Source organism: Alteromonas ponticola, assembly GCF_012911815.1.
GTDB lineage: Bacteria > Pseudomonadota > Gammaproteobacteria > Enterobacterales > Alteromonadaceae > Alteromonas > Alteromonas ponticola.
On sequence record NZ_JAATNW010000008.1, the window covers coordinates 86841 to 112894 of the forward strand.

26 protein-coding genes and 1 other annotated feature are annotated in these 26054 nt (G+C 46.8%); of the genes, 15 read left to right on the forward strand and 11 right to left on the reverse strand.

The window, feature by feature from the left end:
• Positions 1 to 10: 10 nt before the first annotated feature.
• The 3 genes from yoaA to HCJ96_RS15005 all read right to left on the reverse strand — a co-directional run bounded on the left by yoaA (position 11) and on the right by HCJ96_RS15005 (position 4193).
• Positions 11 to 1924, reverse strand: coding sequence for a DNA repair helicase YoaA (yoaA, locus tag HCJ96_RS14995; RefSeq protein WP_169211897.1), 1914 nt, complete (start codon positions 1922 to 1924; stop codon positions 11 to 13).
• 67 nt (positions 1925 to 1991) lie between these two features.
• Positions 1992 to 3311 (reverse strand): alpha-amylase family glycosyl hydrolase, encoded by a 1320-nt coding sequence (locus HCJ96_RS15000; RefSeq protein ID WP_169211898.1) that lies wholly within the window; start codon positions 3309 to 3311, stop codon positions 1992 to 1994.
• Between the two features lie 72 nt (positions 3312 to 3383).
• Positions 3384 to 4193, reverse strand: coding sequence for a sulfite exporter TauE/SafE family protein (locus tag HCJ96_RS15005; protein WP_169211899.1), 810 nt, complete (start codon positions 4191 to 4193; stop codon positions 3384 to 3386).
• A gap of 204 nt (positions 4194 to 4397) precedes the next feature.
• On the opposite strand from HCJ96_RS15005, the gene HCJ96_RS15010 reads away from it, so the two are divergent.
• The 5 genes from HCJ96_RS15010 (at position 4398) to HCJ96_RS15030 (ending at position 8152) form a co-directional block, all read left to right on the forward strand.
• Positions 4398 to 4892 (forward strand): DUF2244 domain-containing protein, encoded by a 495-nt coding sequence (locus HCJ96_RS15010; protein WP_169211900.1) that lies wholly within the window; start codon positions 4398 to 4400, stop codon positions 4890 to 4892.
• Positions 4893 to 4902: 10 nt separating this feature from the next.
• A complete protein-coding gene (locus HCJ96_RS15015) occupies positions 4903 to 6156 on the forward strand; it encodes a saccharopine dehydrogenase family protein (RefSeq protein WP_169211901.1) in 1254 nt (417 codons plus the stop codon).
• A gap of 68 nt (positions 6157 to 6224) precedes the next feature.
• Entirely contained in the window at positions 6225 to 6485 is a 261-nt protein-coding gene (locus HCJ96_RS15020) for a DUF6482 family protein (RefSeq protein ID WP_169211902.1), read from the forward strand.
• Positions 6486 to 6596: 111 nt separating this feature from the next.
• Positions 6597 to 7463 (forward strand): TraB/GumN family protein, encoded by an 867-nt coding sequence (locus HCJ96_RS15025; RefSeq protein WP_169211903.1) that lies wholly within the window; start codon positions 6597 to 6599, stop codon positions 7461 to 7463.
• A gap of 119 nt (positions 7464 to 7582) precedes the next feature.
• A complete protein-coding gene (locus HCJ96_RS15030; protein WP_246261459.1) occupies positions 7583 to 8152 on the forward strand; it encodes a lipid-binding SYLF domain-containing protein in 570 nt (189 codons plus the stop codon).
• A gap of 136 nt (positions 8153 to 8288) precedes the next feature.
• Here HCJ96_RS15030 and HCJ96_RS15035 read toward each other — a convergent pair whose 3' ends face one another.
• From HCJ96_RS15035 to HCJ96_RS15050, 4 genes are all read right to left on the reverse strand, one after another.
• Positions 8289 to 8816 (reverse strand): protein tyrosine phosphatase family protein, encoded by a 528-nt coding sequence (locus HCJ96_RS15035; protein WP_169211904.1) that lies wholly within the window; start codon positions 8814 to 8816, stop codon positions 8289 to 8291.
• A 121-nt stretch (positions 8817 to 8937) separates the two neighbouring features.
• Positions 8938 to 10761 carry a DUF885 domain-containing protein gene (locus HCJ96_RS15040; RefSeq protein WP_343034732.1) on the reverse strand — a complete coding sequence of 608 codons (1824 nt, stop codon included), beginning with the start codon at positions 10759 to 10761 and terminating at the stop codon, positions 8938 to 8940.
• A 170-nt stretch (positions 10762 to 10931) separates the two neighbouring features.
• Positions 10932 to 11525 carry an acyl carrier protein phosphodiesterase gene (locus tag HCJ96_RS15045; RefSeq protein ID WP_169211905.1) on the reverse strand — a complete coding sequence of 198 codons (594 nt, stop codon included), beginning with the start codon at positions 11523 to 11525 and terminating at the stop codon, positions 10932 to 10934.
• A 143-nt stretch (positions 11526 to 11668) separates the two neighbouring features.
• Positions 11669 to 12001: a hypothetical protein gene (locus HCJ96_RS15050; protein WP_169211906.1), complete on the reverse strand. Its 333-nt coding sequence runs from the start codon at positions 11999 to 12001 to the stop codon at positions 11669 to 11671.
• Positions 12002 to 12199: 198 nt separating this feature from the next.
• Positions 12200 to 12324, forward strand: a sequence feature (His leader region).
• A 36-nt stretch (positions 12325 to 12360) separates the two neighbouring features.
• Between HCJ96_RS15050 and hisG the strand changes: the two genes are divergently transcribed.
• The 10 genes from hisG (at position 12361) to HCJ96_RS15100 (ending at position 22975) form a co-directional block, all read left to right on the forward strand.
• Positions 12361 to 13263, forward strand: coding sequence for an ATP phosphoribosyltransferase (gene hisG / locus HCJ96_RS15055; RefSeq protein ID WP_169211907.1), 903 nt, complete (start codon positions 12361 to 12363; stop codon positions 13261 to 13263).
• 8 nt (positions 13264 to 13271) lie between these two features.
• Positions 13272 to 14576, forward strand: coding sequence for a histidinol dehydrogenase (gene hisD / locus HCJ96_RS15060; RefSeq protein WP_169211908.1), 1305 nt, complete (start codon positions 13272 to 13274; stop codon positions 14574 to 14576).
• Positions 14573 to 15655, forward strand: a complete 1083-nt coding sequence (hisC, locus tag HCJ96_RS15065; RefSeq protein ID WP_169211909.1) for a histidinol-phosphate transaminase — start codon at positions 14573 to 14575, stop codon at positions 15653 to 15655. Before hisD ends, hisC begins: the two co-directional genes overlap by 4 nt.
• Positions 15652 to 16722: a bifunctional histidinol-phosphatase/imidazoleglycerol-phosphate dehydratase HisB gene (gene hisB / locus HCJ96_RS15070; protein ID WP_169211910.1), complete on the forward strand. Its 1071-nt coding sequence runs from the start codon at positions 15652 to 15654 to the stop codon at positions 16720 to 16722. The genes hisC and hisB overlap by 4 nt, the downstream gene beginning before the upstream one ends.
• Positions 16722 to 17324 carry an imidazole glycerol phosphate synthase subunit HisH gene (hisH, locus tag HCJ96_RS15075; RefSeq protein ID WP_169211911.1) on the forward strand — a complete coding sequence of 201 codons (603 nt, stop codon included), beginning with the start codon at positions 16722 to 16724 and terminating at the stop codon, positions 17322 to 17324. Before hisB ends, hisH begins: the two co-directional genes overlap by 1 nt.
• Positions 17321 to 18070 carry a 1-(5-phosphoribosyl)-5-[(5-phosphoribosylamino)methylideneamino]imidazole-4-carboxamide isomerase gene (gene hisA / locus HCJ96_RS15080; protein ID WP_169211912.1) on the forward strand — a complete coding sequence of 250 codons (750 nt, stop codon included), beginning with the start codon at positions 17321 to 17323 and terminating at the stop codon, positions 18068 to 18070. Before hisH ends, hisA begins: the two co-directional genes overlap by 4 nt.
• On the forward strand, positions 18040 to 18828 hold the full coding sequence (hisF, locus tag HCJ96_RS15085; protein ID WP_169211913.1) for an imidazole glycerol phosphate synthase subunit HisF: 789 nt from the start codon (positions 18040 to 18042) through the stop codon (positions 18826 to 18828). The genes hisA and hisF overlap by 31 nt, the downstream gene beginning before the upstream one ends.
• 8 nt (positions 18829 to 18836) lie before the next feature.
• Complete coding sequence (hisIE, locus tag HCJ96_RS15090) at positions 18837 to 19469, forward strand: bifunctional phosphoribosyl-AMP cyclohydrolase/phosphoribosyl-ATP diphosphatase HisIE (RefSeq protein ID WP_169211914.1); 633 nt, start codon at positions 18837 to 18839, stop codon at positions 19467 to 19469.
• Positions 19470 to 19564: 95 nt separating this feature from the next.
• Positions 19565 to 20203, forward strand: coding sequence for a signal peptidase I (gene lepB / locus HCJ96_RS15095; RefSeq protein WP_169211915.1), 639 nt, complete (start codon positions 19565 to 19567; stop codon positions 20201 to 20203).
• A 174-nt stretch (positions 20204 to 20377) separates the two neighbouring features.
• Complete coding sequence (locus tag HCJ96_RS15100) at positions 20378 to 22975, forward strand: TonB-dependent receptor (RefSeq protein WP_169211916.1); 2598 nt, start codon at positions 20378 to 20380, stop codon at positions 22973 to 22975.
• A 49-nt stretch (positions 22976 to 23024) separates the two neighbouring features.
• On the opposite strand, the gene soxR is transcribed toward HCJ96_RS15100, so the two are convergent.
• The 4 genes from soxR to adk all read right to left on the reverse strand — a co-directional run bounded on the left by soxR (position 23025) and on the right by adk (position 25977).
• Positions 23025 to 23456 carry a redox-sensitive transcriptional activator SoxR gene (soxR, locus tag HCJ96_RS15105; RefSeq protein ID WP_169211917.1) on the reverse strand — a complete coding sequence of 144 codons (432 nt, stop codon included), beginning with the start codon at positions 23454 to 23456 and terminating at the stop codon, positions 23025 to 23027.
• Between the two features lie 231 nt (positions 23457 to 23687).
• Positions 23688 to 24815, reverse strand: a complete 1128-nt coding sequence (locus HCJ96_RS16560) for an alanine racemase (protein ID WP_169211918.1) — start codon at positions 24813 to 24815, stop codon at positions 23688 to 23690.
• Positions 24815 to 25213, reverse strand: a complete 399-nt coding sequence (locus tag HCJ96_RS15115; protein WP_169211919.1) for an MAPEG family protein — start codon at positions 25211 to 25213, stop codon at positions 24815 to 24817. Before HCJ96_RS15115 ends, HCJ96_RS16560 begins: the two co-directional genes overlap by 1 nt.
• 116 nt (positions 25214 to 25329) lie before the next feature.
• A complete protein-coding gene (adk, locus tag HCJ96_RS15120; RefSeq protein ID WP_169211938.1) occupies positions 25330 to 25977 on the reverse strand; it encodes an adenylate kinase in 648 nt (215 codons plus the stop codon).
• Positions 25978 to 26054: the final 77 nt, after the last annotated feature.

Below are 26054 nucleotides of genomic sequence, written 5' to 3' on the forward strand. Positions count from 1 at the left end.
CTTTTTCATTTTAATCAATAGTAGCCAGAAAGGCTTCGACTGTATCTAAATCCCGAGTGCGGCGCATGTTGGGTAAACTGGCGACAAACGTTTTTGCGTAAGGTTTGGTTACCAGTCGGTTATCGCAAATAACCAAAACACCTTTATCGCCAGGGTCGCGAATAAGTCTTCCAGCCCCCTGTTTAAGAGTAATAACGGCTTGGGGAATTTGAATCGCTGCAAAAGGGTTACCGCCTTTTTTCCTGACATCCTCAATACGCGCTTGTAACAATGGATCATCCGGCGAAGCAAAGGGCAGTTTATCGATCATGACACATACCAGATCACTGCCGCGCACATCCACGCCCTCCCAGAAAGCACCGGTCCCAAGCAACACCGCACTTTCATCAGCCAGATAATCGCGCAGCAGGGCCTGTTTGGTAGTGGTTCCTTGCACTAATAGTGGGTTATCCACTGCATCCTCCAGACGGGACGCCATTTTTTTAAGCATCGCATGGCTGGTGAAGAGTAAAAAACACCGCCCTTTACTGGCTTTAATTAAACGTTTGGCCACCTCGAACAAGGTGTCCTGCAATGCCAGGCTGTTGGGCTCGGGCAAATATCGCGGAACACATAACAGGGCTTGCTGCTGGTAATCAAAGGGACTATCTAAGCCTAATGTTTTAGCTTCCTCTAGCCCCATGCGTTTTTGAAAGTGGGTAAAGCCATCATCGACCATCAAGGTCGCAGACGTAAAAATCCACCCACGTGGCGGATCAGCGACAAACCGCCTGAATTTTGCTGCAATTGATAAGGGGGTCAAGTGCATCACGAGATGGCGATTGGTGGTTTCATACCACAAACTGACCCCGGTTTGCTCATAATCGCGCAGCGCATCCAGCGTTTCCCGGGTGGAGACCACGCGTTCGTAAATGTGATCAAGGTCTTTGTCGCGGCCAATGTGCAACTTACACACGTCATGCAACACTTCCAAAGCAGCGGCGAGTCGGTCAATTTGCAACTGGATATCATCTCGTTGCAGCGCCTCAGCCCAGTTTCCTCGCTGTGGTGTTGCCGGGAACAGTAAGCGTAGATCAGCGGCCAGCAAGCGACACTTTTCTGCGGCTTTATCTAATTGCTCGGCGTCTTTGAGCACGGTGCGATACAGCAAGGTCAAATCCTTTGCCATATCCTGCAATTGACGGGTTGATAGTGACTCGCCAAAGTAATCACTGGCAATTTCGGGTATCTGATGCGCCTCATCAAAGATGATGGCATCAGCATCGGGAATCAATTCTCCAAACCCCGTATCTTTCAATGCCAGATCAGCGAAAAATAAGTGATGGTTAACCACAACCACATCAGCATCCAGTGCATTGCGGCGCGCTTTAACCAAATAGCAGTCTTCGTAATCTGGACAATCCCGTCCCAGGCAATTGTCCACTGTGGATGTAACCAGTGGGATCACCTTGGCATCTTCCGGTAGCGTTTTCAGTTCGCCAATGTCACCTGACTTGGTGGTATTCGCCCAGGCTCTCACTGCGGTGAGCTGATTTAAAACTTCTTTTTCCACCAGCGTAGAATTCCCCCCGTGCTGCCCCAGCCGATGGGTACACAAGTAATTGGCGCGCCCTTTCAATAAAGCGGTTTTACGATTGCTTGATAGCGCCTTTTTTACTAACGGTAAATCACGATGAAAAAGTTGTTCTTGAAGATTTTTGGTGCCGGTGGAAATGATCGCTTTGCCATTACTTAAGAAGACCGGGGCCAGGTAAGCAAAGGTTTTGCCCGTACCAGTGCCGGCTTCAACAATCAATGATTGCTTTTTCTTGATAGCCTCATGCACTGCGTTAGCCATGGCTGTTTGCTCTTCCCGGGGAACAAATCCATTTATCGCGTCGGCGAGCAAACCGTTTTTTTCGAATACGTTTGAGATGGTCGGCATACAACTGAGAACTTGGCAAAACGCGTATTATGCCAAAGAACGGGATTGAATGGGCGGAAATTTTAGGTCAGTTTTTGCTGCCCGAATATAATGCGCAGGCTTCCCAGGCTTGCAAATTGATTGACTGGCCAGCTTTAACTATCTGACTGGTATCATCCAGCATATTGATGTAATTTGCTTCGCACAACGTATCGTTCAATTCAAAACGCTGCGATGTTGCAGAAAAGTTGATTAACACCAAGACTTTCTCGTTATCCTGCTGCCTGACAAAACTGAACACCTTTGCCATTTGTGAGTTGGGGATTTGGATCATCGTGGCCCCGAATGCCCCATTCCATAACGCTGAGACCCGCTTTTTCCATTTGATTAACTTTTCGTACAATGCACCGATAGGATGCGGCTGCCACTCGATCGGATCGCGTTCGAAAAAGGCCAGACGCTTGCTTTCTCCCGCTTCCTGACCGTTGTGGATCAGGGGCATCCCCTCGCCCAGCACAGATAGGACGATAGCCGCCTCCAGTGCCTCGCCGAATTGTTCATATTGAGTACCATCCCAGGCATTCTTGTCATGGTTTGAAACAAACGTCATGCGGTATCCTGACTTAGGCCAGGCGCGTTCATTCCATGAATAATATTTGCGAAGCTTATCTAATGGCCAACCCAATTTAGCGATACCATGCAAGGTTTCATTCCAGCTCCAGGCATAGCTCATGTTAAAAGCGCTTTCGTGCAACTCTCTGCTTTCCCACTCGGCAAGCAAGAACACCGGCTTGATGGCGTCCAGTTTAGTGCGCGCCTGCTCCCAGAAATCTTTCGGGACATAACCTGCCACGTCACACCGAAAGCCATCAATATCAAATTTTGAAACCCAGTAAGACATAGCATCAATCATGTACTCGCGCAGCGCAGGCTGGGTGTAATCAAACTCAATAATGTCGTCCCAATCCCACCAGGGCGAAGGTCTGAAATTGCCATTGTGATCTTTTGCATACCAGTCGGGATGCGTATTCACCAGATAATTATCCCACGCGCTGTGATTGGGAACCCAATCCAAAATCACTTTTAACTCCAGAACGTGCGCGCAATTGATAAGTGATTGCAGATCCTCTGCGTTGCCAAACTCAGGATTGATGGCAAAGTAGTCTTTTACAGCATAAGGACTTCCCAGTTTTCCTTTGCGATGCATTTCACCAATAGGATGAATGGGCATGAGCCAGATGATATCTGCCCCAAGTGACTTAATGCGTTTAAGCTCATTCTCAACACCGCTAAAGTTACCCTGCGAGCTGAATTGACGAGTGTTAACCTGATATATAACCGCGTTTTTAGACCATTCAGGTTGCTCAAGGGTATACAGAGAATTTGCCGAACTCGTGTTTGCAGGCATAGCGCACCATTTTGAAAGCTTATACCGGCGTTTACGTGATGGGTTTCAATGTGGATTGCAATTATTGTGAAGTTAGAAAATTGGCAGCCCGGCAAGGCCCATAACCATTACCCAGGTAGCAAAAAACAACTTGAGTTTGACCGGAGGAAACGCGAGCACTACGTATTTGGCGATCATGCCACCAATGATAGCTCCCATTCCAGCGAATAGAAATACAGACCAATTTATCGCCATAGTATTAATAATGTGATGAGGAATGGCTGCCCACACCGTAAACGCGGTTAAAATAACGGCCACGGCGATGGACATGGCAATATTAAACCCTCGCAGGATAAGGTACACCGCCACCAGCTCACCTACGCCAACCGAGAGCCATGCCGTTACCACACCCCCGACACAACCAATTACCACCAGACTCACAGCGTCGACAATCTCTAGCCTGTTACGATAAATCAAGCGCGCTTTTCTCAAGGTGGTAGCGAACAGGGCCAGCGACAGTGCAATAGAAAATATACCAAATCCGAGGTGGATATCTTCGACTTTACCTTGCAGGAATGAGAGTTGCTCAAACGCCAGCGTGCCAAACTGCGCCAACCATATCCCGCTTAACGATGCGGGTACCGCTACTACTAAACTAACCGGTAACGTTCTCCATTCTTCGTCCGGGGCTTTTTCTTTGCGATAGTGATACCACCAGGTCAGGGCTCCGGCTGTCATACCACAGCACTGAATGGCAAAGCTGGTGGCAACTATGGATACCGGGGAAAATCCCAATTGATTAAAAAACGGGACAAAAACCACTCCTCCTCCTGCTCCGGTTGCATTGGCAAAAACCGCGCCGAGCACGCCCAACAAAGTAAAGGGAGAGTATTGAGATATCATTGCCAAAGGCGCAGGCTGCAAGCTGATAAGGACGCACCACAGCAATACGATACATAGCAATATGGTTTTTTTAGACAACAAGGTAGTTAAAATTGTAATTATGAACCTGCGCGCACTTTGCCAGATAAAAATAGAAAAATAAATCGCTATGCTAAGCTAATTGAGTGAATAATCTTTTTTAATAGCCACCGCCTCCTGAAAATAATGATCATAAGCAAGCAGTGTAAGGATCACTGGAGAATAGAGTTAACGCCAAATCGTTCGGCCAATTGGACCCAGTCAAAAATGTTCATTGGTATTTTGGCGATTCCGGTTTTTGTTATCGCATTGGGCTGGAGTGTTGTCGGAGTGTGGATTATCTTACCTTTTGCGGGCTTGGAAATAGGCTTACTGACGTTGCTAATGTTGAAGGTGAGTCATCAGACGTATCAGCAACAAACTATTGTTATCAACAAAGAAGTTGTCAGTGTTGAAAGTGGATTCAGACAGAAAAGCAAACGTTGTTTGCCTCGTCATGGTTGCCACATTCTCTACAAAGAAACTGAGAACGACTGGCAACTTCCTGTTATTGTTATCATTTCAGACAAAGGTAAATTGGTCGTGGGCCAGTTTCTAAATTTAGCTGACCGGCAATTGTTGAAAGAAGAATTAGAGCGAGCCGGACTCATAATTTGTCGCCCTCATTGGTGGCGAGATTAAGGATAGAGGTATGAGAGATTTCGATGTCATTGTATTTGGTGCAACGTCTTTTGTGGGAAAAATCATTGCGCGCTACCTGGCTACCCATTACAGCCAACAAGAGAATGTTAAATGGGCACTGGCGGGTCGGAATCTGGATAAATTGAATTCGCTGGTCAGAGAACTACCGTCTAAACACCAAACTCAACCAGAACTGATTGTGGCAGATGTCGAAGATGACGCTGCTTTGCTGAAAATGTGCAATCGGACCCGCGTCGTTTTGTCCACTGTAGGTCCTTATTCACAGTTTGGTGAACCTGTTGTTAAGGCATGTATTGAAAGTGATGCAAGCTATGTCGATTTAACCGGTGAGCCACAATGGATCAAGGCTATGCTTGATAATTACAGCAAAGCTGCCAGTGAGAGCCAGGCAAAACTGGTAAATAGCTGCGGTTTTGACTCCATTCCATCAGATTTGGGGGTATATTTTCTACAACAACAAAGCCAATTGCATTTCGACAAACCCTGCACCAATGTGGCTATGCGGGTACGAAGAATACGCGGTGGCGCGTCGGGCGGCACGATAGCCAGCATGCTGCAGCTGGTTGAAGAAATGGGACGTGACAAATCGTTACGAAAAAAACTGGCTAATCCTTATGTGCTTTGCCCACCGAATCACGGCATGTCTGTGAGACAACCCAACATCAAAAAAGCGTGTTTCGATTCACATACCAAACGATGGATTGCGCCTTTCATCATGGCAGCGATAAATACGCGTATTGTTCATCGCAGCAATGCATTGCTGGGCAATGCCTATACCGACCACTTTATTTACGAAGAAGCGTTAGTTACTGGCAAACATACGAAGGGCGCAATGACAGGATGGATGACGACCCTCGGTTTAGGTGGTTTCATGGCTGCAGCATCGGTGCAACCATTGCGTCGTCTGATGGAGAAATACTGGCTGCCTAAGTCGGGTGAAGGCCCTTCAGAAAAAGCGCAGAAAGAAGGTTTTTTCGATATCTATTTTTATGGTGAGACCGATGCCGGCGACACATTAACGGTCAGAGTCACCGGTGATAAAGATCCCGGCTATGGTTCGACTGCACAGATGATCAGCGAAGCGGCAATCAAACTGGCAAAGTCGGAGAAATTACAATCGTTGCCTGGTGGCTTCTACACCCCTGCCAGTTGTTTTAAAGATACCCTGTTTATTCCATTGCAAGAGCATGCGGGACTCACATTTGAAGAGGTCGAGCACCGCGCAGCAAAGCGAAAACATTAACAGCAATTAACGTCTTTTTTGTTCTTAAATCGGTATAAGGTTATGAACCGTTTTATTTTGAGGCGTCCATGGAACTACATATAGAGTCAATCGAAGGTGGCATTTATCTGGTTAAAAAAGTGAATGGCGAAGTATGTCAAATCGTTAAGAACGACAAGGACATGCCACTGACTTTCCACAGTTTAGAAGAAATTAAAAGCCATTTCGCAAATGTTCAGATTGAACATGCCTGGTTAACGCAATCTACCCCCTATGAAGAAATGGTGGGCCTTGAAAGCACCCGCGAACCCATGAAGATAAAGTTAGAGTGGAAACCAGTCGCGCTTTAAAATGACGATTGAGGCACCTGAGTATGGCTGTCTGTACTTTAAAACAGTTGCCCAGCCCTACTAAAGTCCGTACATTTAGGTCGCATCTTTTAAGCATGAAAGGAACCATTTATGAAAAATGGACTTATTTTAGCGGCGACGCTTTTGTTTGCGTTGAATTCGCAGGCGGCTTCAGTATGGAAAGTAACCAATGATTCTCACACGTTATATATCGGCGGTACCTTACATATTTTAAGCCCACAGGATTATCCGCTACCATCAGGTTATAAATTCGCCTACGATGAAGCTGATAAGGTTGTATTTGAAACTGATATCGCAGCTTTGTCTTCGCCTGAATTTTCCAAACTCTCGATGCAACGGCTAACGTATCAAGATGAGCAAACATTACAGTCCACGTTACAACCAGAAACCTTCTCAGCACTTGAAGCCCACCTGCAGTCACGCGGCATCCCAATTGTAAATATGCAAAAATTGAGACCCTCTCTAGTCGGGGTAACGTTAAGTATGATTGAGTTTCAACGGTTGGGGCTGACCAGTCAGGGAGTTGACAGCTATTACTATACAATTGCCATGGGTGATGGAAAATCCATGGGTTGGTTTGAAACACCTGAAGAGCAGCTGAACTTTATTGCAAAGATGGGCGAAGGCGATGAAGATGCCTTCATTCGCTACTCCCTTGAAGATGTAAAGAAAATACCTACACTACTTGACCAATTACGAGCAGACTGGCGAGAAGGCGATATCGAAGCGCTTAATCAATACAATCTGATGGAATTTGAGCAAAGCTTTCCCAACATTTATGATGAGTTGTTGACTAAACGTAACTATAACTGGATGCCAGACATTGAAAAAATGCTAAGCACTCCAGAAATAGAGTTCATTTTGGTCGGTACCTTACACCTACCGGGTAAAACGGGTTTGCTTGACCTGCTTGAAGCTAAGGGATACACCATTACGCAAGTTTCAGATCCGTTGTAATCCTTTAAAGGGGGCTCTCCGCCCCTTTCTTTTTCCTTTTCTTCTTCGCACACGCCTCTACATTAATACTTTATTTGATTTACCTCGTACAAATTCCATTTTTAACAATGGGAATCAAAATGAAAAAGCATGTTTCATTGATCAGCAGTGTTTTAGCCACGCTATTTCTCGCTGCAGGATGTGCGTCTATGGGTGATGGTACTGTAATGGAAAAGCGTCAGGCAATTCTGGATATGCAGCAAAGCGCTATTGGCCAGCTACATAAAGAAAAGCCGGACACCCGGGCTCAGGTGATGAACGCTTCAGGTTATGCCACCTTTTCCAATGCCAATGTGAACCTGCTTTTTGTTGCCGCAGGAACAGGTTATGGTGTAGTAAACAATAATCTCACCGGCGCAAAAACCTACATGAATATGGCCGAAGGGGGCGTTGGCCTCGGTATTGGCGCAAAAGACTATCGCATCGTGATGATATTCCACACGCCAGAAGCTATGCGCCACTTTATCGAAAATGGATGGACCGCCGGAGGTAACGCTGATGCCACAGCTAAAGCCAACGACAAAGGTATTTCAGCTTCAACAGAAGCCTACCTTGGAGACGTAACTGTCTATACGATGACAGACTCTGGCATAGCCCTTCAGGCGATGCTCAAAGGAACCAAGTTTTGGGTGGATGATGAGCTTAATTAACAGTTTGATTTGATAGTAACGGCAGCAGCAATCTGACCACGTCATTGCGCTCCCCCGAATGGGCGCAATGTCTTCACTTCTGAGTTTGCAACAAGAACAGTGGGGAGATTCCCGTCGGAACTTGGCTCCGCTTAAACTATTTAATCATTTTTTGTAACTTGTCTCTAACCACCGGCTCTAGGCGCGTTAAACCCCACTGTTTTCCTGTTGTAATTGCCGCATCAATATCCTGGTGTTCATCGCCCTCATTTAACGCTACCAGCGCACCTACACGATTGCCACTGGCACAATGAACTACGATAGGTTCACCGCTGTGTTTGGCCAACAGCATATCCAGCTTTGCCGCGTTATCCAGATTTATGTCCGCTTCTCCCGCCACGGGAATGTGGTGATATTGCATACCCAACGATTCAACATAACTTTTTTCGTCCCAGTCTTGTTCCGCGTCAGGACGTAAATTGACAACATGCTTAATTCCCTGTGTCTTCATTTGCTGAAACTGCTCCTCAGAGGGCTGCCCGGACGAATAGACATTTGGAGCAGGATTCACGATATTGGGAATTTCAGACGACAGGATGGCGTCATTACGTTCGTTCGCAGCATGTACACCTGTCACTAGTAACAGTTGTAGAAAAGTGATTAGAAAAAACTTGTGTAGAGTCATTTCTCAGTGCCTCATTTGCATTTTTAGGTTTGTACGCAGCACCACGCAATAGTGTTTGTTACGGGCAAAAAAAGCTGGCAACAGCACTGTGGCCAGCTTAAACAATTGTACATTCCGAGAATTAAGCTTGTTGAGCCTTTATCCAACGGTTAATTTTTTCTTCCAGAATAGGTAGCGGTAAAGCGCCCGTATTAAGTATCTCAGCGTGAAACGCCTTAATATCAAATTTATCCCCCAACGCACTTTCGGCCTTTTCACGCAGCTCCTGAATTTTGAGCGCACCAACCTTATATGCTAATGCTTGTGAAGGAATAGCGATGTAACGTTCAACCTCAGCGACAACTTCAGTACGCGTCATTCCTGAGTTCTCCAGCATAAAGTCTATGGCCTGCTCACGTGTCCACCCCTTGGCGTGTATGCCGGTATCGACCACCAGACGCATAGCGCGCAGCTGTTCATCTTGTAAGGTACCGTAGCGATTCCAGGGGTCATCAAAAAATCCCATTTCATAACCTAAGGTTTCTGAGTACAACGCCCAGCCTTCCACATACGCAGTATTGCCGCCGAACCGCATGAAAGCAGGCAGCGCTTCATTTTCTTGCGCAAGACTGATTTGAAAGTGATGCCCCGGGGCGCCCTCGTGCAGGTAAAGGGTGACATTTCCCGTAGTCAGTCGACTGGGCAAGTCATAGGCATTAAAGTAAAACGTTCCCGGCCGTGAGCCATCAGGCGTACCTTGCTGGTATGAGCCACCCGCACTGAATTGCTCTATGGCGGGGTCATAGGGTTTGATTTCCAATTCTGATTTGGGCAGCAATGAGAAGTACTCATCAATTTTTTCGTCCACTTCGCGGCCGATACGATAATAGTCTTCAGTTAATGCTTCGCGGCTTTCAGGCTTGAACTGAGGATCATTTCGCACATATTCAAAAAACTCATTCAGGGTACCGTCAAAGTTAACTTCTTCCATGATTTCCAGCATACCGTCTTTGATTCGGTTAACTTCTTTCATGCCCAAATCATGCAGGTAATCCGGAGTGAGCGGTAAGGTTGTGGTATTTTCAATCATTTGAAGATACAGGGCTTTTCCGCCTTTCATGTCACTTAAACCGATAGATTCACGCGCGACAGGCAAATATTCATCGCGTAAAAAGTCACGAAGGCGTTCGGTTGAGTCATATATTGCTTGCGTGGCAACTTCGTACTCTTTTATCAAACGATCTTTTTCTTGCTGAGAAAAACTATCGGGCATCGTTTCAATAGGTCCCCAGAATTGCGACTCCTTCATCGGAATGCCTAGCTGGGTGTCCAACTGCTTTATTACACGATCGATGGTTAATTGCGTTTCCAGTACCCCGCTTTCCATTCCTTCCCGGAACTTTTCAATAGCACGCTCACCGATATCAATGTAGTCCTGATGGCGTGAAAGGTTATTTTCGTAATCCTCAATTGTTTTGAATGGAGCCGCGCCTTTACCACTGGCAAAAGTCGGATAAAACGTGTGAAAACCACTGAAGTGATTGATTGGACGTACTACCGTCAGGGCTCGAATTTCATCTGTCGACTCTTTCAGATCATTCTCCTGATCATACTTAAAAACATCATACGCCAGTTGGTCAGTTTGATTCAGTTTACTGCGGTCAATCTGATCTAGTTTTGCCAGGTTTAGCAGTGTATTGGTGCGTGTCGCGATGAAGTATGATTCAGTCAGATAGTCTCCTAGTTGATCTGCTCTGCGCATATCCCCTCTGAACAGGCCGAAAATCGGATTTAACGCAATTTGGCGTTCATCAGCTTCAGCAAATAGCGTAAACAATTTATCGTGTTCACTCATCGGCTTTTCTGCAGCTGTCGTTGTTTCAGTTTTCTGCGTTTCAGCCAGGACGGGCAGCGCGGTACTCGCCATTACGGCACCACTTATCAATAAGGTTTTAATCAGGCTCACAATCACATCCTATGTTTAGGTAATTGACTTACATTGAGAAACTCATGGTAGTGCAACTGTAAACCAGTGTCGAATGGGCCACGTTAATTTGACCGACAGCAGCAGTAGAAAATTGTAACGGTTTGTAAAGTCGAACGTTAGTATGAAGGTGTGGGGGGGAAGGATCCGCTCTATCTATTAGAGATTTCCAGACCAGAGCGTCTTACGTGACTGATTAACTGCGGGAAGAAATCCAGAAACACCGCGTTCAATCCATTATAATGTTGCCGTATATCGTTGACCGCTCCAGCAAATTCATTGGGGAAGCGAATGCGTCTGGCGATATTATCCAATGCAATACCCACCCCCTCTAATGATTCATATTCTTTGAACCAATCATGCTGCGTCAAGCTGGTTACCACACGTTGCATGTGTGCCGGCATTGCAGCACGCCGTTCGTTTAATAGAAAATAGCTTTTGCGCTTAAATTGTGTCAGTGGCTCGGAGTGAAAGTCGCGCCAATGCGCTATAAGAAAGTGGTCGAACACTACGTCTATTGCAATGCCCGCGAAGCGTTTACGTTTTGCCGTAAAGTAGTGCTTAGCATCTTTGATAGCAGGATGATTATCGGTAAATTTGTCCACCAGATAGTGATTGGCTAATCCTCGTTTAACTGCATTGGACAGACCGTGTGTATGTCGGTGACCGCCAAAGTCGCCAAGCAAATTACCGAAATGGGAATCTGCATTGGGCTGCGCCAGGTATAAGTGAGCCAGATAATTCATGCATGCACTCGATGTTAATTTAAAAAATAGAGTCAGGTCATGTTTAGGCGAATGGTATCTTAAAACAGAGTGTCATTCGAACGCTGAGCAGAAACGAAAAAAGCCCAGTTCAGGGCTTTTACGGACTGCATCAAAAGTAAACCTCAGACGTAGATATCTAATCGATGTTTGCGTTTGTCTTGAGGATCATTATCTACTGCATCGTCAGCAGCTTTTTCAACCTTTTCATCGTGTTTTGACTCGGAAGACTGCTCATCCCGCTGTTGTTTACTTTGCCGACGATCGGGTTCATTGCCTTCAATGCGTTTGTACTGCTCACGCTCAGACACCTTGCGTTCGTTGTCGTGATCTTCTTTTTCCTGTTGACTCAGTGCGTCAGTGCGCGCCTCGGCACTCACCTGCTTGACCCTGTCATCGGGTTTGATCACCACCCGCCCTTGCCGGGGAATTACAGAAAATAATAAATCGTCACTCATTGCTACACCTTTAGCTACCCACCTTTTATACGTAAAAAAGCAGTACTCATATCAATTTGAACTTAAATAGACTAAATAGTTTCGTTGAATGAGGATAAACAATTCGAATATCTTCTTGTCAACTACCCCCCTTCTGGTTTATGTTATCGGCAGACCTATTAAATAATTTATTTTATCTATGAATTTTTGCGCAATTAACCATCATCACCATCATATAGCATAACCTTTCGGTTTGTGCTGGAAGGTCTATTGTTTCCTTCCAGCGGCGCAAAAACACTCAGTTTACTAAGCCCCTAGAAGGAAACTTCTGGGGGTTTTTGTTTTTACGCGTGAAAAAATACGATATGAGGAAAACGACAATGAGTGAAAGTGGAAGGTTACGAATCGCCGTACAAAAATCTGGGCGCCTAAGCGATGACAGTATTGCACTGCTAAAAGCGATTGGTATAAAACTGAATATCAGAGATCGTCTGTTAATCGCCCACTCGACCAATCAACCCATCGATTTACTGCGCGTGCGGGATGACGATATTCCCGGACTGGTAATGGATGGCGTTGTCGATTTAGGCTTTATCGGTGAAAACGAGCTTGAAGAGAAGATGCTTGAACGCAAAGCGGCAGGTAAAGCCAGCGAGTTTGAAGTACTCAGAAGACTTGACTACGGCGGTTGTCGGCTATCCATCGCGGTGCCCAAAGAAGCGAGCTACAACGGTATCGGTTCGTTAGAGAAAAAGCGCGTCGCTACCACTTACCCTTATTTGCTTGAGCGCTATTTTGCGGAACAAAAAGTCAATGCGAAAGCGGTCATGCTAACCGGCTCTGTCGAAGTCGCTCCGCGCGCTGGTGTGGCAGATGCGATTTGTGACCTGGTTTCAACGGGCGCGACGCTGGAAGCAAATGGATTGGTAGAAAAAGATGTTATCTTTCGTTCAAAAGCGGTTTTAATTCAACGGGCTGACGGCGATCTGAGCGATGAAAAATTAGCCCTGATCAACCGCCTGATCCCTCGAATTGACGGCGTGATGCAGGCAAAAGAAAGTAAATACATCATGCTACATGCACCTAAAGCCTATCTTGAACAAGTTAAAAGTCTGTTACCTGGGGCCGAGAACCCAACGGTATTGCCGCTGGCGGGTAACGATGAACTGGTTGCCGTGCACGTTGTCAGCTCAGAAAACTTATTCTGGGAAACCATGGAGAAGCTTAAATCACTAGGCTGCAGCTCCATTCTAGTGATGCCAATTGAAAAAATGATGGGATAGAGGTAAGCATGATTACGTGGAACACGCTGACATCCGCCCAACAAAAAGACGCGCTGACGCGCCCTGTCATGGCGTTAGCAGGGTCAGTGAAAAGTAAGGTAAGTGAAATTATTAATGCTGTTGAACAACGTGGTGACGAGGCGGTACTTGAGCTGACCCGTCAGTTCGACTGCAATACTTTGAAAACGCTGCCGCTCAGTAGCAGGCAGCTGACTGAACTTGCCAGTCAGGTCAACGATGTGACTCGGCAGGCCATTGAAGCGGCATATGCCAACATTAAGCGTTTTCATATTGCCCAACAGCAACCTGCTGTTGTGGTAGAGACACGCCCGGGCGTGATTTGTGAACAGCACTCAGATGCCATTGAATCGGTAGGTCTCTACATTCCTGGGGGTAGCGCTCCTTTGCCTTCAACTGTATTGATGCTGGGCGTACCGGCGCAGGTCGCCGGCTGTAAAACCCGAATCCTGTGCACCCCGCCCAATGTCAACGGTACCATTGCTCCGGAAATCGCCTACGCCGCTTCGTTGTGCGGTATCCAAAAGGTCTTTTTGTGTGGTGGCGCTCAGGCTATCGCTGCGATGGCTCTGGGTACCCAGACAATCACCAAAGTTGATAAAATCTATGGGCCTGGGAACCGTTTTGTTACTGAAGCGAAACAGCAGGTAAGCCAGCGCAACGATGGCGCCGCAATTGATATGCCGGCGGGTCCCTCAGAAGTGCTGGTGATTGCTGATGCCAGCGCAAATGCGCAGTTTGTGGCCGCCGATTTACTCTCTCAAGCTGAGCACGGGGAAGATTCGCAAGCCATTCTGGTTTGTTCAAGCAAAGAGGTCATTGAACAGACACAACGTGCAGTCGAATCGCAGCTTCAGGTACTCTCAAGACAAAGTACCGCCAGTGTGGCAATGAAAAACGCAAGGTACATTCTTACGCAATCTGTCGACGAGTCGGTATTGGTCAGCAACCAATACGCGCCGGAACATTTGATTGTACAAACTGAAGATGCACGCGCTTTATTACCAGCGATTAAAAACGCAGGATCTGTCTTTCTCGGGGCCTGGTCACCTGAGTCAGCGGGCGACTATGCCTCGGGCACCAACCACGTTCTGCCCACCTATGGTTTTGCGCGCACGTATTCAAGTTTAGGCTTAAGCGACTTTGTCAGGCGTTATACCGTTCAGGAAATTACCCAACAGGGATTGCAGGAGATTGGTCAGACAATCTGCGTTCTCGCCGAAGCCGAAGGGCTGGATGCGCATAAACGTGCAGTTTCTATTAGACTGCAGGCATTAGAGGAGGCGTCAAAATGAGTGCACTTACGGAAAAGTTATTGAACTCCAATTTAAAAACGCTGACGCCTTACGAATCGGCGCGGCGTTTATTCAGTGGCGGTACTGACTGGTTGAACGCCAACGAATCTCCATTTTGTAACGACATTGAAGTCGCCCTTACTGACTATAATCGCTATCCGGATTGTCAGCCGAAAGGATTAATCAACGCCTACGCAAATTATGCACAAGTACAGGCAGATAAAGTCCTGGCTACGCGTGGCGCAGATGAGGGAATTGAGCTACTTATCCGAACTTTCTGCGAATATCAGCGAGACTCGATTCTCATCTGTCCGCCCACCTACGGCATGTACAAAATCAGTGCACAAACCTGCGGTATTAATACCGTCGAAGTACCGTTAAACGCGGACTTTTCGCTGGACGTGGCTGCGATAACCGCAGTAGAAAACGTCAATATTGTATTTTTATGTTCGCCGAACAATCCAACCGGAACCTTGCTCAACGAAGAAGATGTGGTGCAGGTGCTGACCCACTTTTCCAATAAAGCGCTGGTTGTATTAGATGAAGCCTATATTGAATTTTCAACACAACAGAATTGGGCCGCCATGCTGGACAAATTCCCCAACCTGGTGGTTTTGCGAACCTTATCCAAAGCCTTTGCACTGGCCGGACTGCGTTGTGGGTTCACGCTGGCTAACCCAGACATTATTCAATCGCTGTTAAAAACAATTGCCCCCTACCCGGTTTCCGCTCCTGTCGCACAAATTGCCCAACGGGCATTATCTGATGAAGGCATAACACTGATGCGTCAGCAGGTTGCTTACCTGACTGCAGAACAAAATCGTGTACGGGAAGCGCTGTCTGGACATGCGGGCGTGAACCTGAAAGGTGGCAACGCGGCGAATTTTATTCTGTTCCAATACACCTATCGCACACAGCTTATGCAACATCTGGTAGATAACGGGATGTTGATCCGCGATCAGTCTAAACAAGTGGGGCTGGCAGACTGTCTGCGAATGACCATTGGCAGCCGCAGCCAAAACGATCGCTTTTTATCACTACTTGACCAATATTTGAATGACACCGGAGACGTAGCATGAGTCAGCAACCTATTCTTTTTATCGACCGCGATGGCACCCTGGTGGAGGAGCCGCCCGTTGATAAACAATTGGACCGACTAGATAAACTGGTATTAGAACCCAATGTCATTCCCGTTTTACTCAAGCTTCAGGCTCAGGGCTTTCGGTTGGTTATGGTGAGCAATCAAGATGGCCTTGGCACCGCAAGCTTTCCACAGCAAGATTTTGATGCGCCGCATAATATGATGATGGCCATTTTTCAAAGTCAGGGCATTACTTTTGACGACGTTTTAATTTGTCCGCATTTTGATCATGATGACTGTAGCTGTCGCAAGCCTCGTCTGGGTTTAGTGGCTGATTACCTGCAACAAGGTCGCGTTGATTTCACACGTTCATTTGTGATTGGCGATCGGCAAACGGATTTGCAACTGGCTGAGAATATGGGGATAAAAGGGATACGCTACGACCGGACAGACCACAACTGGCGAGCGATCGAAAAACTGCTACTGGCTTCGCAGCGCACGGCCAAAGTTCGGCGCGCGACCAGTGAAACTGATATTCAGGTTGCCGTAAACTTAGATAGCGCCGATAAATCGACCATCGAAACCGGTGTGGGCTTTTTTGATCATATGCTTGATCAGATTGCCACGCACGGCGGGTTTGAGCTGCAACTGACGGTGAAAGGCGATTTGCATATCGATGACCACCATAGTGTAGAAGATACTGCGCTGGCACTGGGAGAGGCACTTAAGAAAGCGTTGGGTGATAAGCGTGGCATTGGCCGGTTTGGCTTTGCGTTACCCATGGATGAATGTCGCGCAGAATGTGTGATGGATATTTCCAACCGTCCACACCTTAAATTCGATGCCACGTTCAGCCGTGATCAGGTTGGTGGAATGGCCACAGAGATGGTTGAGCACTTCTTCTATTCACTAGCCCAAAGTATGGGCCTTTCGCTGCATTTGAGCACTACTGAGGGAAACGCACATCATCAGGTCGAAAGCCTGTTTAAAGTATTTGGACGCGCACTACGCCAGGCGATAACCCGACAGGGAAATGAATTACCCAGCAGTAAAGGAGCCCTGTGATGCAGCAAAAAGTCGTTATCGTTAACACAGGCTGCGCAAATATTTCGTCTGTGCGAATTGCGCTGGAAAAACTGGGAAGCAGTGTGCTGGTAACCGCTGATGCCGACGCGATTCACCAGGCAGATAAAGTCTTGCTGCCGGGAGTTGGCAGTGCTGGTGCTGCCATGAAAAGTATTGAACAAAAAAAGCTGACTAATGTAATTCAAGGTCTTACTCAGCCAGTACTGGGTGTGTGTCTGGGCATGCAATTAATGGTGTCTCGTTCCGAAGAAAGTCAGACAGGCTCGGTGTCGTGTCTGGATTTGATCCCCGGCGACGTGGTGCGCATGCAAGTTGGCACAAAGCGCCTTCCCCATATGGGCTGGAACACCGTATCAGCCACCGCGCAAAGTGAACTATTTAAGGGCATTCCGGACAATACTTATTTCTATTTTGTCCACAGTTATTGCGTGAAACCAAGCTCCTATACGTTAGCCGAGTGTCACTACGCGCAACCTTTCTCAGCGGCACTGATGAAGGATAATTTTTACGGGGTGCAATTTCATCCTGAGCGTTCAGGTGAAGCCGGCGCACAACTTTTAAGGAACTTCTTAGACTTATGATTATTCCAGCAATTGATTTGATCGATGGCGAAGTGGTCAGACTTTATCAGGGCGATTACGAGCAAAAAACAGCCTATGCGGCCTCTCCCCTCGATGTACTGAACCGTTACGCAGACGACGGCGCCCACTGGTTACACATTGTCGATTTGACCGGGGCCAAGGATACCGCCAAACGACAGCTCGACTTAATTCGCAAAATGACGGCAACCAAACGTATGAAGTTTCAGGCCGGCGGAGGTGTCAGAAACCAGCAGGATGTTGAACAGTTACTGCAGAGTGGTATCGACCGCGTGGTGATTGGCTCATTAGCTGTCAAACAGCCCGAAGTGGTTAAGAGCTGGCTTAGGCACTATGGAAGCGAGCGTATTGTGCTGGCGCTTGATATCAACATTGACCAACAGAATCGAAAGTGGCTGGCGGTCAATGGTTGGGAGCAAGACTCAGGAGTTCGCCTTGAACCACTGCTAGACGAGTACCTGGAAGTTGGCATAAAGCATGTGTTGTGCACAGATATAAGCCGCGACGGCACACTGTCAGGTTCAAATGTCGAACTTTATACGCAGCTGTCTCAAGACTACCCCACGATACAGTGGCAAGCCTCCGGCGGGATCGGCTCGTTAAAGGATATCCAGGCCCTGAAGCCGGCTAACGTAGCTGGCGTTATTTTAGGAAAAGCATTGTTAGAAGATAAATTTTCAGTAAAGGAGGCCGTTGAATGTTGGCAAAACGCATCATTCCCTGTTTAGACGTTCGTGACGGCAAAGTGGTTAAGGGCGTACAGTTTCGCAATCATGAAATTGTGGGCGATATTGTACCCTTAGCGGAATTTTATGGTTCTGCAGGCGCTGATGAACTGGTTTTTTACGACATCACTGCCAGCTCGGATGCACGCACCGTTGATAAAAGTTGGGTAAGCCGCATTGCCGAAGTCATTGATATCCCTTTTTGTGTTGCTGGCGGCATAAAATCAGTGAAAGAGGCAGGCCACATCCTGGAGATGGGCGCAGATAAAATTTCCATAAACTCCCCTGCCTTGATGAATCCAGAGTTGATCAATCAGTTACATGATGAATTCGGGCAGCAATGTGTGGTTATTGGTATCGACAGCCTGTTTAATGAGCAGACGCAGCAATATGAAGTCTATAAATTTACCGGCGATGAAAGTCGTACCCAACAAACTGCATGGCAAACTCTGGATTGGGTGCAAGAGGTACAACAACGGGGTGCAGGTGAGATAGTGTTAAATTGTATGAATCAGGATGGTGTCCGCCAAGGCTATGATATCAAACAGTTAAAAGCGGTACGCGAAATTTGCAACCTGCCTTTGATTGCTTCAGGTGGTGCAGGAGAAAGCCAACATTTTGAGGATGTATTTACCCAGGCAGATGTGGATGGTGCGTTAGCAGCATCGGTATTTCATAAGGGGATTATTCAGATAAACGAACTCAAAAAGCATTTGGCCACCGCTGGTATCACCATGCGGGTACCGTTTCAAAAAAAATAGGAGGTTAGATGAAACTCAGTCTTGATAATGTAAATGAGTTGGCCTGGGAGAAAATGAACGGTTTGTTACCGGTAATGGTGCAAAATGGTTATTCCGCTCAAATGTTGATGCAGGGGTATATGAATGTTGAAGCGTTACAGCAAACTCTGCGTACAAACAAAGTGACCTTTTTTAGCCGTTCTAAACAGCGACTGTGGATGAAGGGTGAAAGTTCAGGCCACACGCTAAACTTACTGGAAGCCACTGCAGACTGCGACCTCGACGCTATTTTAATTTTGGCTGCGCCAAAAGGCCCCACCTGTCACACTGGGGCGACAAGCTGCTGGTATGACAGTGCATTGCCAGATTACTCTTTTTTAGCAGAGCTGGAACAGCTTATCGCTGATCGTAAAGATGAAGCACCCGACTCCAGTTACACCGCTTCGCTCTATCAAAAAGGGATAAAAAGGATTGCCCAAAAAGTAGGTGAAGAAGGGGTGGAAACTGCATTAGCTGCCGCTACCGGGGATACTGAGGAATTAAAAAACGAAGCTGCAGACTTAACCTATCATCTGATGGTATTACTGCAAGCCGCAGATATATCTATGGCCGATGTGGTTGCAGTACTAAGGGCAAGACATACCGCAGCGAAGCCCGCTTAATCTTTGTAAATGTATCAGTCGTCGCAAAATAGTGGAACTCACTGTTTTGCGGCCTTACAACATCATTGGAACATTTGACCGGTAAGGAAAAATCTATGTCAATGATGAAGCAGTTCTGGCGGACCAACTGGTCATTCGTATTGCTACTGAGTTTGATGTTTGTATTCAGAAGCAGTATCGCAGACTGGTACCACGTCCCTTCTGGCTCCATGGAGCCAAATTTGATCGCAGGCGATCGTATTTATGTTGATAAAACCGCTTATGCTTTAGAAGTTCCATTTACTGATATCAAACTGTTTTCAACGGGAAAGGTCAACCGTGGTGACATTGTTACAATAAATAGTTCAGCCGCAAACGAACACCTGGTGAAGCGCGTTATCGGCGTACCGGGCGACAGGGTGGCGATGAAGAATAATCGACTTTACCTCAATGAGGCTCCCCTCGAATATCAAACTGTGTCGGCGACAATTAAAAACGAAAACCTTGAAAACGTTTTCCACACCATTCAGATAACGTCCGATCCACACCCTTTGTCATCTTTTGCCCCTGTCACTGTTCCCCCAGATCATGTGCTGGTACTGGGCGATAATCGCAATCGCAGCGCTGATTCACGTGTTCACGGGTTAATCCCCATCGACGAATTACAGGGTAAAGCTTTAAGTATTGTCGTCTCATTTGATCAGGAAAACTATTGGTTGCCGCGAAAAAACCGGTGGTTAAAACCGCTAATTTAACGGCCAGCGTAGGGCTCATTTCACAAAGTGCATAAATATAAAGACAATTTTGTTTACACTTTAGTTGAATAAAGATTCTGAATGCCTATTGTCAGAATTTGCTAGTGATGGTATGAAAGAAATAACACCATGGAGTATCGGTGCTCAATAAAAAACAATTTTAAGGACCATCAGATGAAAACACACACATTTCGTCGTCTTTCGTTACTCACTGCCGCCCTTGCAGTTTCTGGTTTACCTCTATCAAGCCCGGTTTTAGCACAAGAGTCTACTGCTGACGAGAACGTCGAGCGTATCGCTGTTACTGGCTCCCGAATAAAGCGGACTGATATTGAAGGCGCGTCACCTATTCAATCCATCAATGCTGGCGACATTGAAGATATGGGTTATGAAAACCTGCAGCAATTGCTAGAACGTATGCCTGCCACCGGAAGTGGAACCTTCTCTACCCGAAATAATAGCCAGGATTCAACCGCCAATGGTACCGCGGCAGTATCGTTACGCGGTTTAGGACCGGATGCGACGCTGGTACTGATCAACGGCAGACGCGTAGCCATCAGCTCTTTTGCTGAAAGCATTACTAACTCTTTTGTCGATATTAACGCCATTCCCGTCTCGGCTATTGAGCGAATTGACATCCTCAAAGATGGTGCGTCGGCTATTTACGGTTCTGATGCTGTGGCTGGTGTGGTGAACATCATACTTAAAAACGATTTTGATGGTGTTGAAGCCACTGTAGGTTACGGTGAAACTTCAGGTACCAGCTATGACGAAACAACGGCAAGTCTGGTATGGGGCTCAACCTCAGAAAAAGCCAAATCGTCGATTATTATCGATTACTTTAAAAACAGCAGATTAGCTGCAAGTGAAATGGGCCGTTTTGGTACTGCTAACCAATCACCCTATGGTGGTATGGATTTCCGCTCATCACGTGGTTACCCCGGCTATTTTTATGTTGACGGCGTCAAAACGATCGATCCAGATTGCCCGCCAGAAAATGCCACGTCCACAGGAAGCTGTTTATTCGACTATGGTCCATTCGGTCTGACCATACCAGAAGCTGAGCGTATTGGTTTAATCGGTCAGTTTGATTATGCAATTGGTAACGATATTACCGCATTTTTGGAAGTAGCTCTTCAGCGCAATACCTCTGAAGCGGGTGGCGCAGCGACACCGCTTGATGAAGATGCTGGATTGACAGTACCGGGCACCCACCCTGATAACCCGTTTGGTCAGGATATTGAGATTGGTCGATACCGTCCGGTTGATGCCAACCCAAGACGCTGGGACATTGAGTCAGACACCATGCGCATGGTATTGGGGTTACGCGGGGAAGTGGCCGATTACGATTGGGAAGCATCGGTTCAGAAAGGACGCAGCAGTTCGACTCAAAGCGGTGATCAGTCGCAAGGCTGGGTACGTGTGGACTGGCTGCAGGAGCAGATTAATTTGGGCCGTTATAACCCGTTTGGTGGCGTACAAAACCCGCAAAACGTTATCGACGATATTACCACCAGTCTGGTGCGTCAAGGCGAATCCCGCTTAACCGCATTTGATGCGAATATTACCGGTGAAGCATTTACCTTTGGTGACAGCACGGTAATGATGGCTGCCGGGGTTGAGTATCGCGAAGAACAGGTTTCTGACATACCGGATATCCAATTCCAACAGGGGTTGATATTTGGTACGGAATCAGTATCAGCCGCAGCTGAACGCGATCAGTACGCCGCATACCTGGAGCTTGCTATCCCACTAATGGATACGTTAGAGCTGGAATTAGCCGGTCGTTATGATCACTATAGTGATTTTGGCAGCACCACCAACCCTAAAATTGCATTACGCTGGGCACCCACCGATGAATTAACCGTGCGTGGCTCATGGGCACAAGGGTTTAGAGCCCCATCACTGGCGCAAATTGGTTTAGGTCCATCTGAGAAGAGTATTTTCTTCATCGACCAATACCGTTGTGATGCGACAGGTCTAGATTGTGAATCGCTAGATTACAATATTCAGTTCCAGGGCAACCCTGACCTTGAAGCTGAGGAATCCGAATCATGGAACGTGGGTGTTATCTGGGCCCCCTACCAAGAACTGGGATTAAGTGTTGATGTGTGGAACATCACTCAGGACAACAAGATTGACGAACAACAATTTGGTGTGGTCTATGATGCTGAGTGTAACGATCAGAACAGCACTATCTGTGTGCGCCTTCCCCCACAACCGGGACAGTCGCTTGGCGTGATCCAGAAGATCTTCAACACCTTTCAAAACGTTAGCTCACAAGAAGCTTCAGGGATTGATTTTGGCGTAAATTATGGGTTGGACTTCGATTCCTACGGTACCGTTAAATTTAATCTGGACTGGTCATATTTGAGCAACTTTGAAAAAGACGACTTAGATTACACTGGCGAATATCGGTATCCTGAGCACAGATGGATGTTTGGCACAAACTGGCAACACGGCCCGTTCAGCGCCAACATCAACATCAGCTACATTGGTGAATTTGAAGATACCCCTGATGCTGATTTTAACGGTGTCTTAGATTTTGAAGAAAACACAACACGAACAGTAGAAGGTCAAACACTTGTTGATCTACAGGGGGGATATAATTTCACCGACAATGTTCGTTTTGTACTGGGTGTGAATAACCTGTTTGATGAGGAACCACCATTTGCAATCGGTGACGGCGACGGTGATTTATATGGTTATGTAAGCAGTATCCATAACCCTCGTGGTCGCTTTATTTACACTAAAGCTACCTTCCGTTTCTAGTGCGTTGATAACCTGCCTACATATTTGTGGGCAGGTTTTTTACTTTTCATCACGTTTCCAGCAATACCGGCCCGGTTTTTCCCGCTCCCAGCTTATCATCAGGATTATACAGAGGGCAGCGTTGCATCGATAAGCATCCGCATCCAATACAGCCTGTCAATGAATCCCGAAGTTTTTGCAACATGGTTATGCGCTGATCGAGTTGCTGATGCCAGTCGGTTGCCAGTTGTTCCCATTGCGCATGACTCGGAGCACCGTATTTGGGCAATGATTCGAATACAGATTTAATTTCCTGAAGTGAGATGCCCAGCTGCTGCGCTACTTTGATTAAACTGACCCGACGAATAATATCGCGACCGTAGCGACGCTGATTGCCTGAATTCCGTGCACTGTTGATTAACCCTTTACGTTCATAAAAATGCAGCGCTGATACATTGACTCCGCACCTTTTCGCCACTTCTCCTACGGATAAATTTTCCATATGCAAACCATTGACCTAAACATTAGTTTAGGTTTTAGCATGCTTTCAGACTGTTAAAAAGTCAAATGATGGCACTGAAATTTTACAAAAGGGGAAAGACGATATGTACGTTATTTACGCTGAAAGTGGCAGCAAAGCGATTTCGCAGGGACCGAAAGTAATTACGCAAAAATTAAAGCAACGGCTAATTAAACTTTATATTGCTACCATGGCGTTTAAATAATGAAACCCTCACCACCCATTAACTCTGTTCCATGTGGTCTCTATCGTCTCATCGTCAGATGTTACATAGTAATGAGAATATTGGGCAGCGGTTGCACAGGCGTGAATAGGTAAAATTCTTAGCATGTCACCGAATGAAAAAATGGTGCGGGGATCAATATTCTCTTTATGCCTGATAATACCGTGCTCTTGATTGGCACTGTCGACAAACCATCCGGATAACAGCTCACCCTGCTTATTACAGACTAGCCCATAGCCACAATCGTCAGGATGGCTGTGCGTGCCATTATCTCGTGATAGCGCCATCCAGCCTGCGTCAACCAGCAGGCTATTATTGCTGTGAAAACCAATTATCGAGGTGAGTACGCTCATTGCGATATCTTCGTACGTACATAAATTAAGGCCTGCCATTACACAATCAAATGTGGCATAGACCCCTGCGCGCAACTCAGTGAGCCCGGCATGCGAAATGGGTGCAAGTACGGTAGGGGTTGAGCCCACAGAGCGCATGTTGCATTCCATTCCCAGCGTTTGTAACCGATCCGCGGCATAGAGCACCGCATCCCGTTCTGATTCTGCTATTTCACACTGGCGCTCAACCGTAAATGCTGTGTAAGATGCCCCGGCATGAGTCATCAGTCCGGCAAACGTGAGAGAATGGGAAGACGCGATTATACTGGCTACTTCAATTAACGCCGGGGAGTCCGGTTTAATGCCTGCGCGATGCCCGTCAGAATCAATTTCGATGGCCACAGACACGATGTGTTTCATTTGCACTGCTTGTTGAGAAAGAGTATTCACCGCGGCAATCGAATCGACCACTACAGTCAGACCAATGCCTTTGGCCAATAGCGCGTCGACCGCAGCGAGTTTGTTTGGAGTGAGGGTAACTGCGTAAAGTATGTCTGTGTACCCTGCATCTGCGAAATATGCGGCTTCAGCCAATGTAGAAACTGTTATCGGCATAGGCACTGGCGCGTAGATACTTGCAGCCTCAATGCTTTTAAGCGTTTTAACGTGGGGGCGCAAAGGAATTTGCTGCTGTTCACAGATATCGAACACACGCTTGGCATTATGCTTGAGTTTCTCCTGATGAATTAAACACGCAGGAGTAATTAGTTGCGTAATCGTTCTCACTACACTACCAGAAAGTGAAGCTCGAACAGGTTAGTACCAGCAAGAAGTAACATCGAAATGAACGTCATGATCATACCGATAAAACGCTGCCAGCTAGCACCATCGTGGTGCCTTAGTCCGTAAGCATGCAAAATTCTACCGAACAGTAAGGCCGACGCACCTATATGCATAACTGCATTCCAGTGACTAATACTCTCAAGACATGCCAGCATGATTAGTGTGATGGGTACATATTCATTGAAATTGGCATGAACACGGGAAATTCGCATCAGATCGTGATTACCGCCATCACCAATACCAATTTGCGCTTTGCGTCTTATTGCGATGACGGCAAGGGAAAGATACAAATAACTAAGCCCAAGTAGACTCGCATAAAAAGCGGTGATCGGTAAACTCATTGGCACTTCTCCCGGTGCGCGGTAACAATAATATTAACGGTAGTGTCAACTAGGTTTGCAGTCAATACTTTATCGATGGTATAAAAAAAGCCGCATCAGCGGCTTCTCTCATTTCTTCAGGCGGTCAGCACGTTAGCTAACTTCTCTTTTACCTGGGCCACAGGTTTGGTGCCATCGATCTTATGATATGCGCAATTACCTGCCTGAGCTTCACTCTGATAGTAACCGACCAGGGGTTCAGTTTGTTCGTGATAAACACCCAAGCGCTTACGTACGGTATCTTCCTGATCATCATCACGAACTAACAGGTCTTCACCGGTAACGTCATCCTTGCCTTCATTTTGCGGAGGATTGAACACTACATGATAGACACGACCAGACGCTGGATGCACGCGGCGACCGGCCATACGCTCAACAATTACGTCATCTGGCACATCAAACTCGATCACGTGATCAATTGCGATGCCTGCTTCTTTCATTGCATCCGCCTGGGGGATTGTGCGAGGAAACCCATCCAACAGAAAACCGTCTTTGCAGTCATCCTGAGCAATACGCTCTTTAACAAGACCGATAATGATGTCATCGGAAACCAGTTTGCCTTCATCCATCACTTGTTTTGCTTTCATACCCAGCTCAGTGCCAGCTTTAATTGCTGAGCGAAGCATATCGCCGGTTGAAATCTGCGGAATACCAAACTTGTTCATCAAAAACTGTGCTTGCGTTCCTTTTCCGGCTCCTGGTGCGCCGAGAAGTATCATTCGCATGAGTGCATTCTCCACTTTAAATATTTCTGTCGGCACTTTACACACTCCGCGCATTTGTGACAAGCGAAACGAAGATT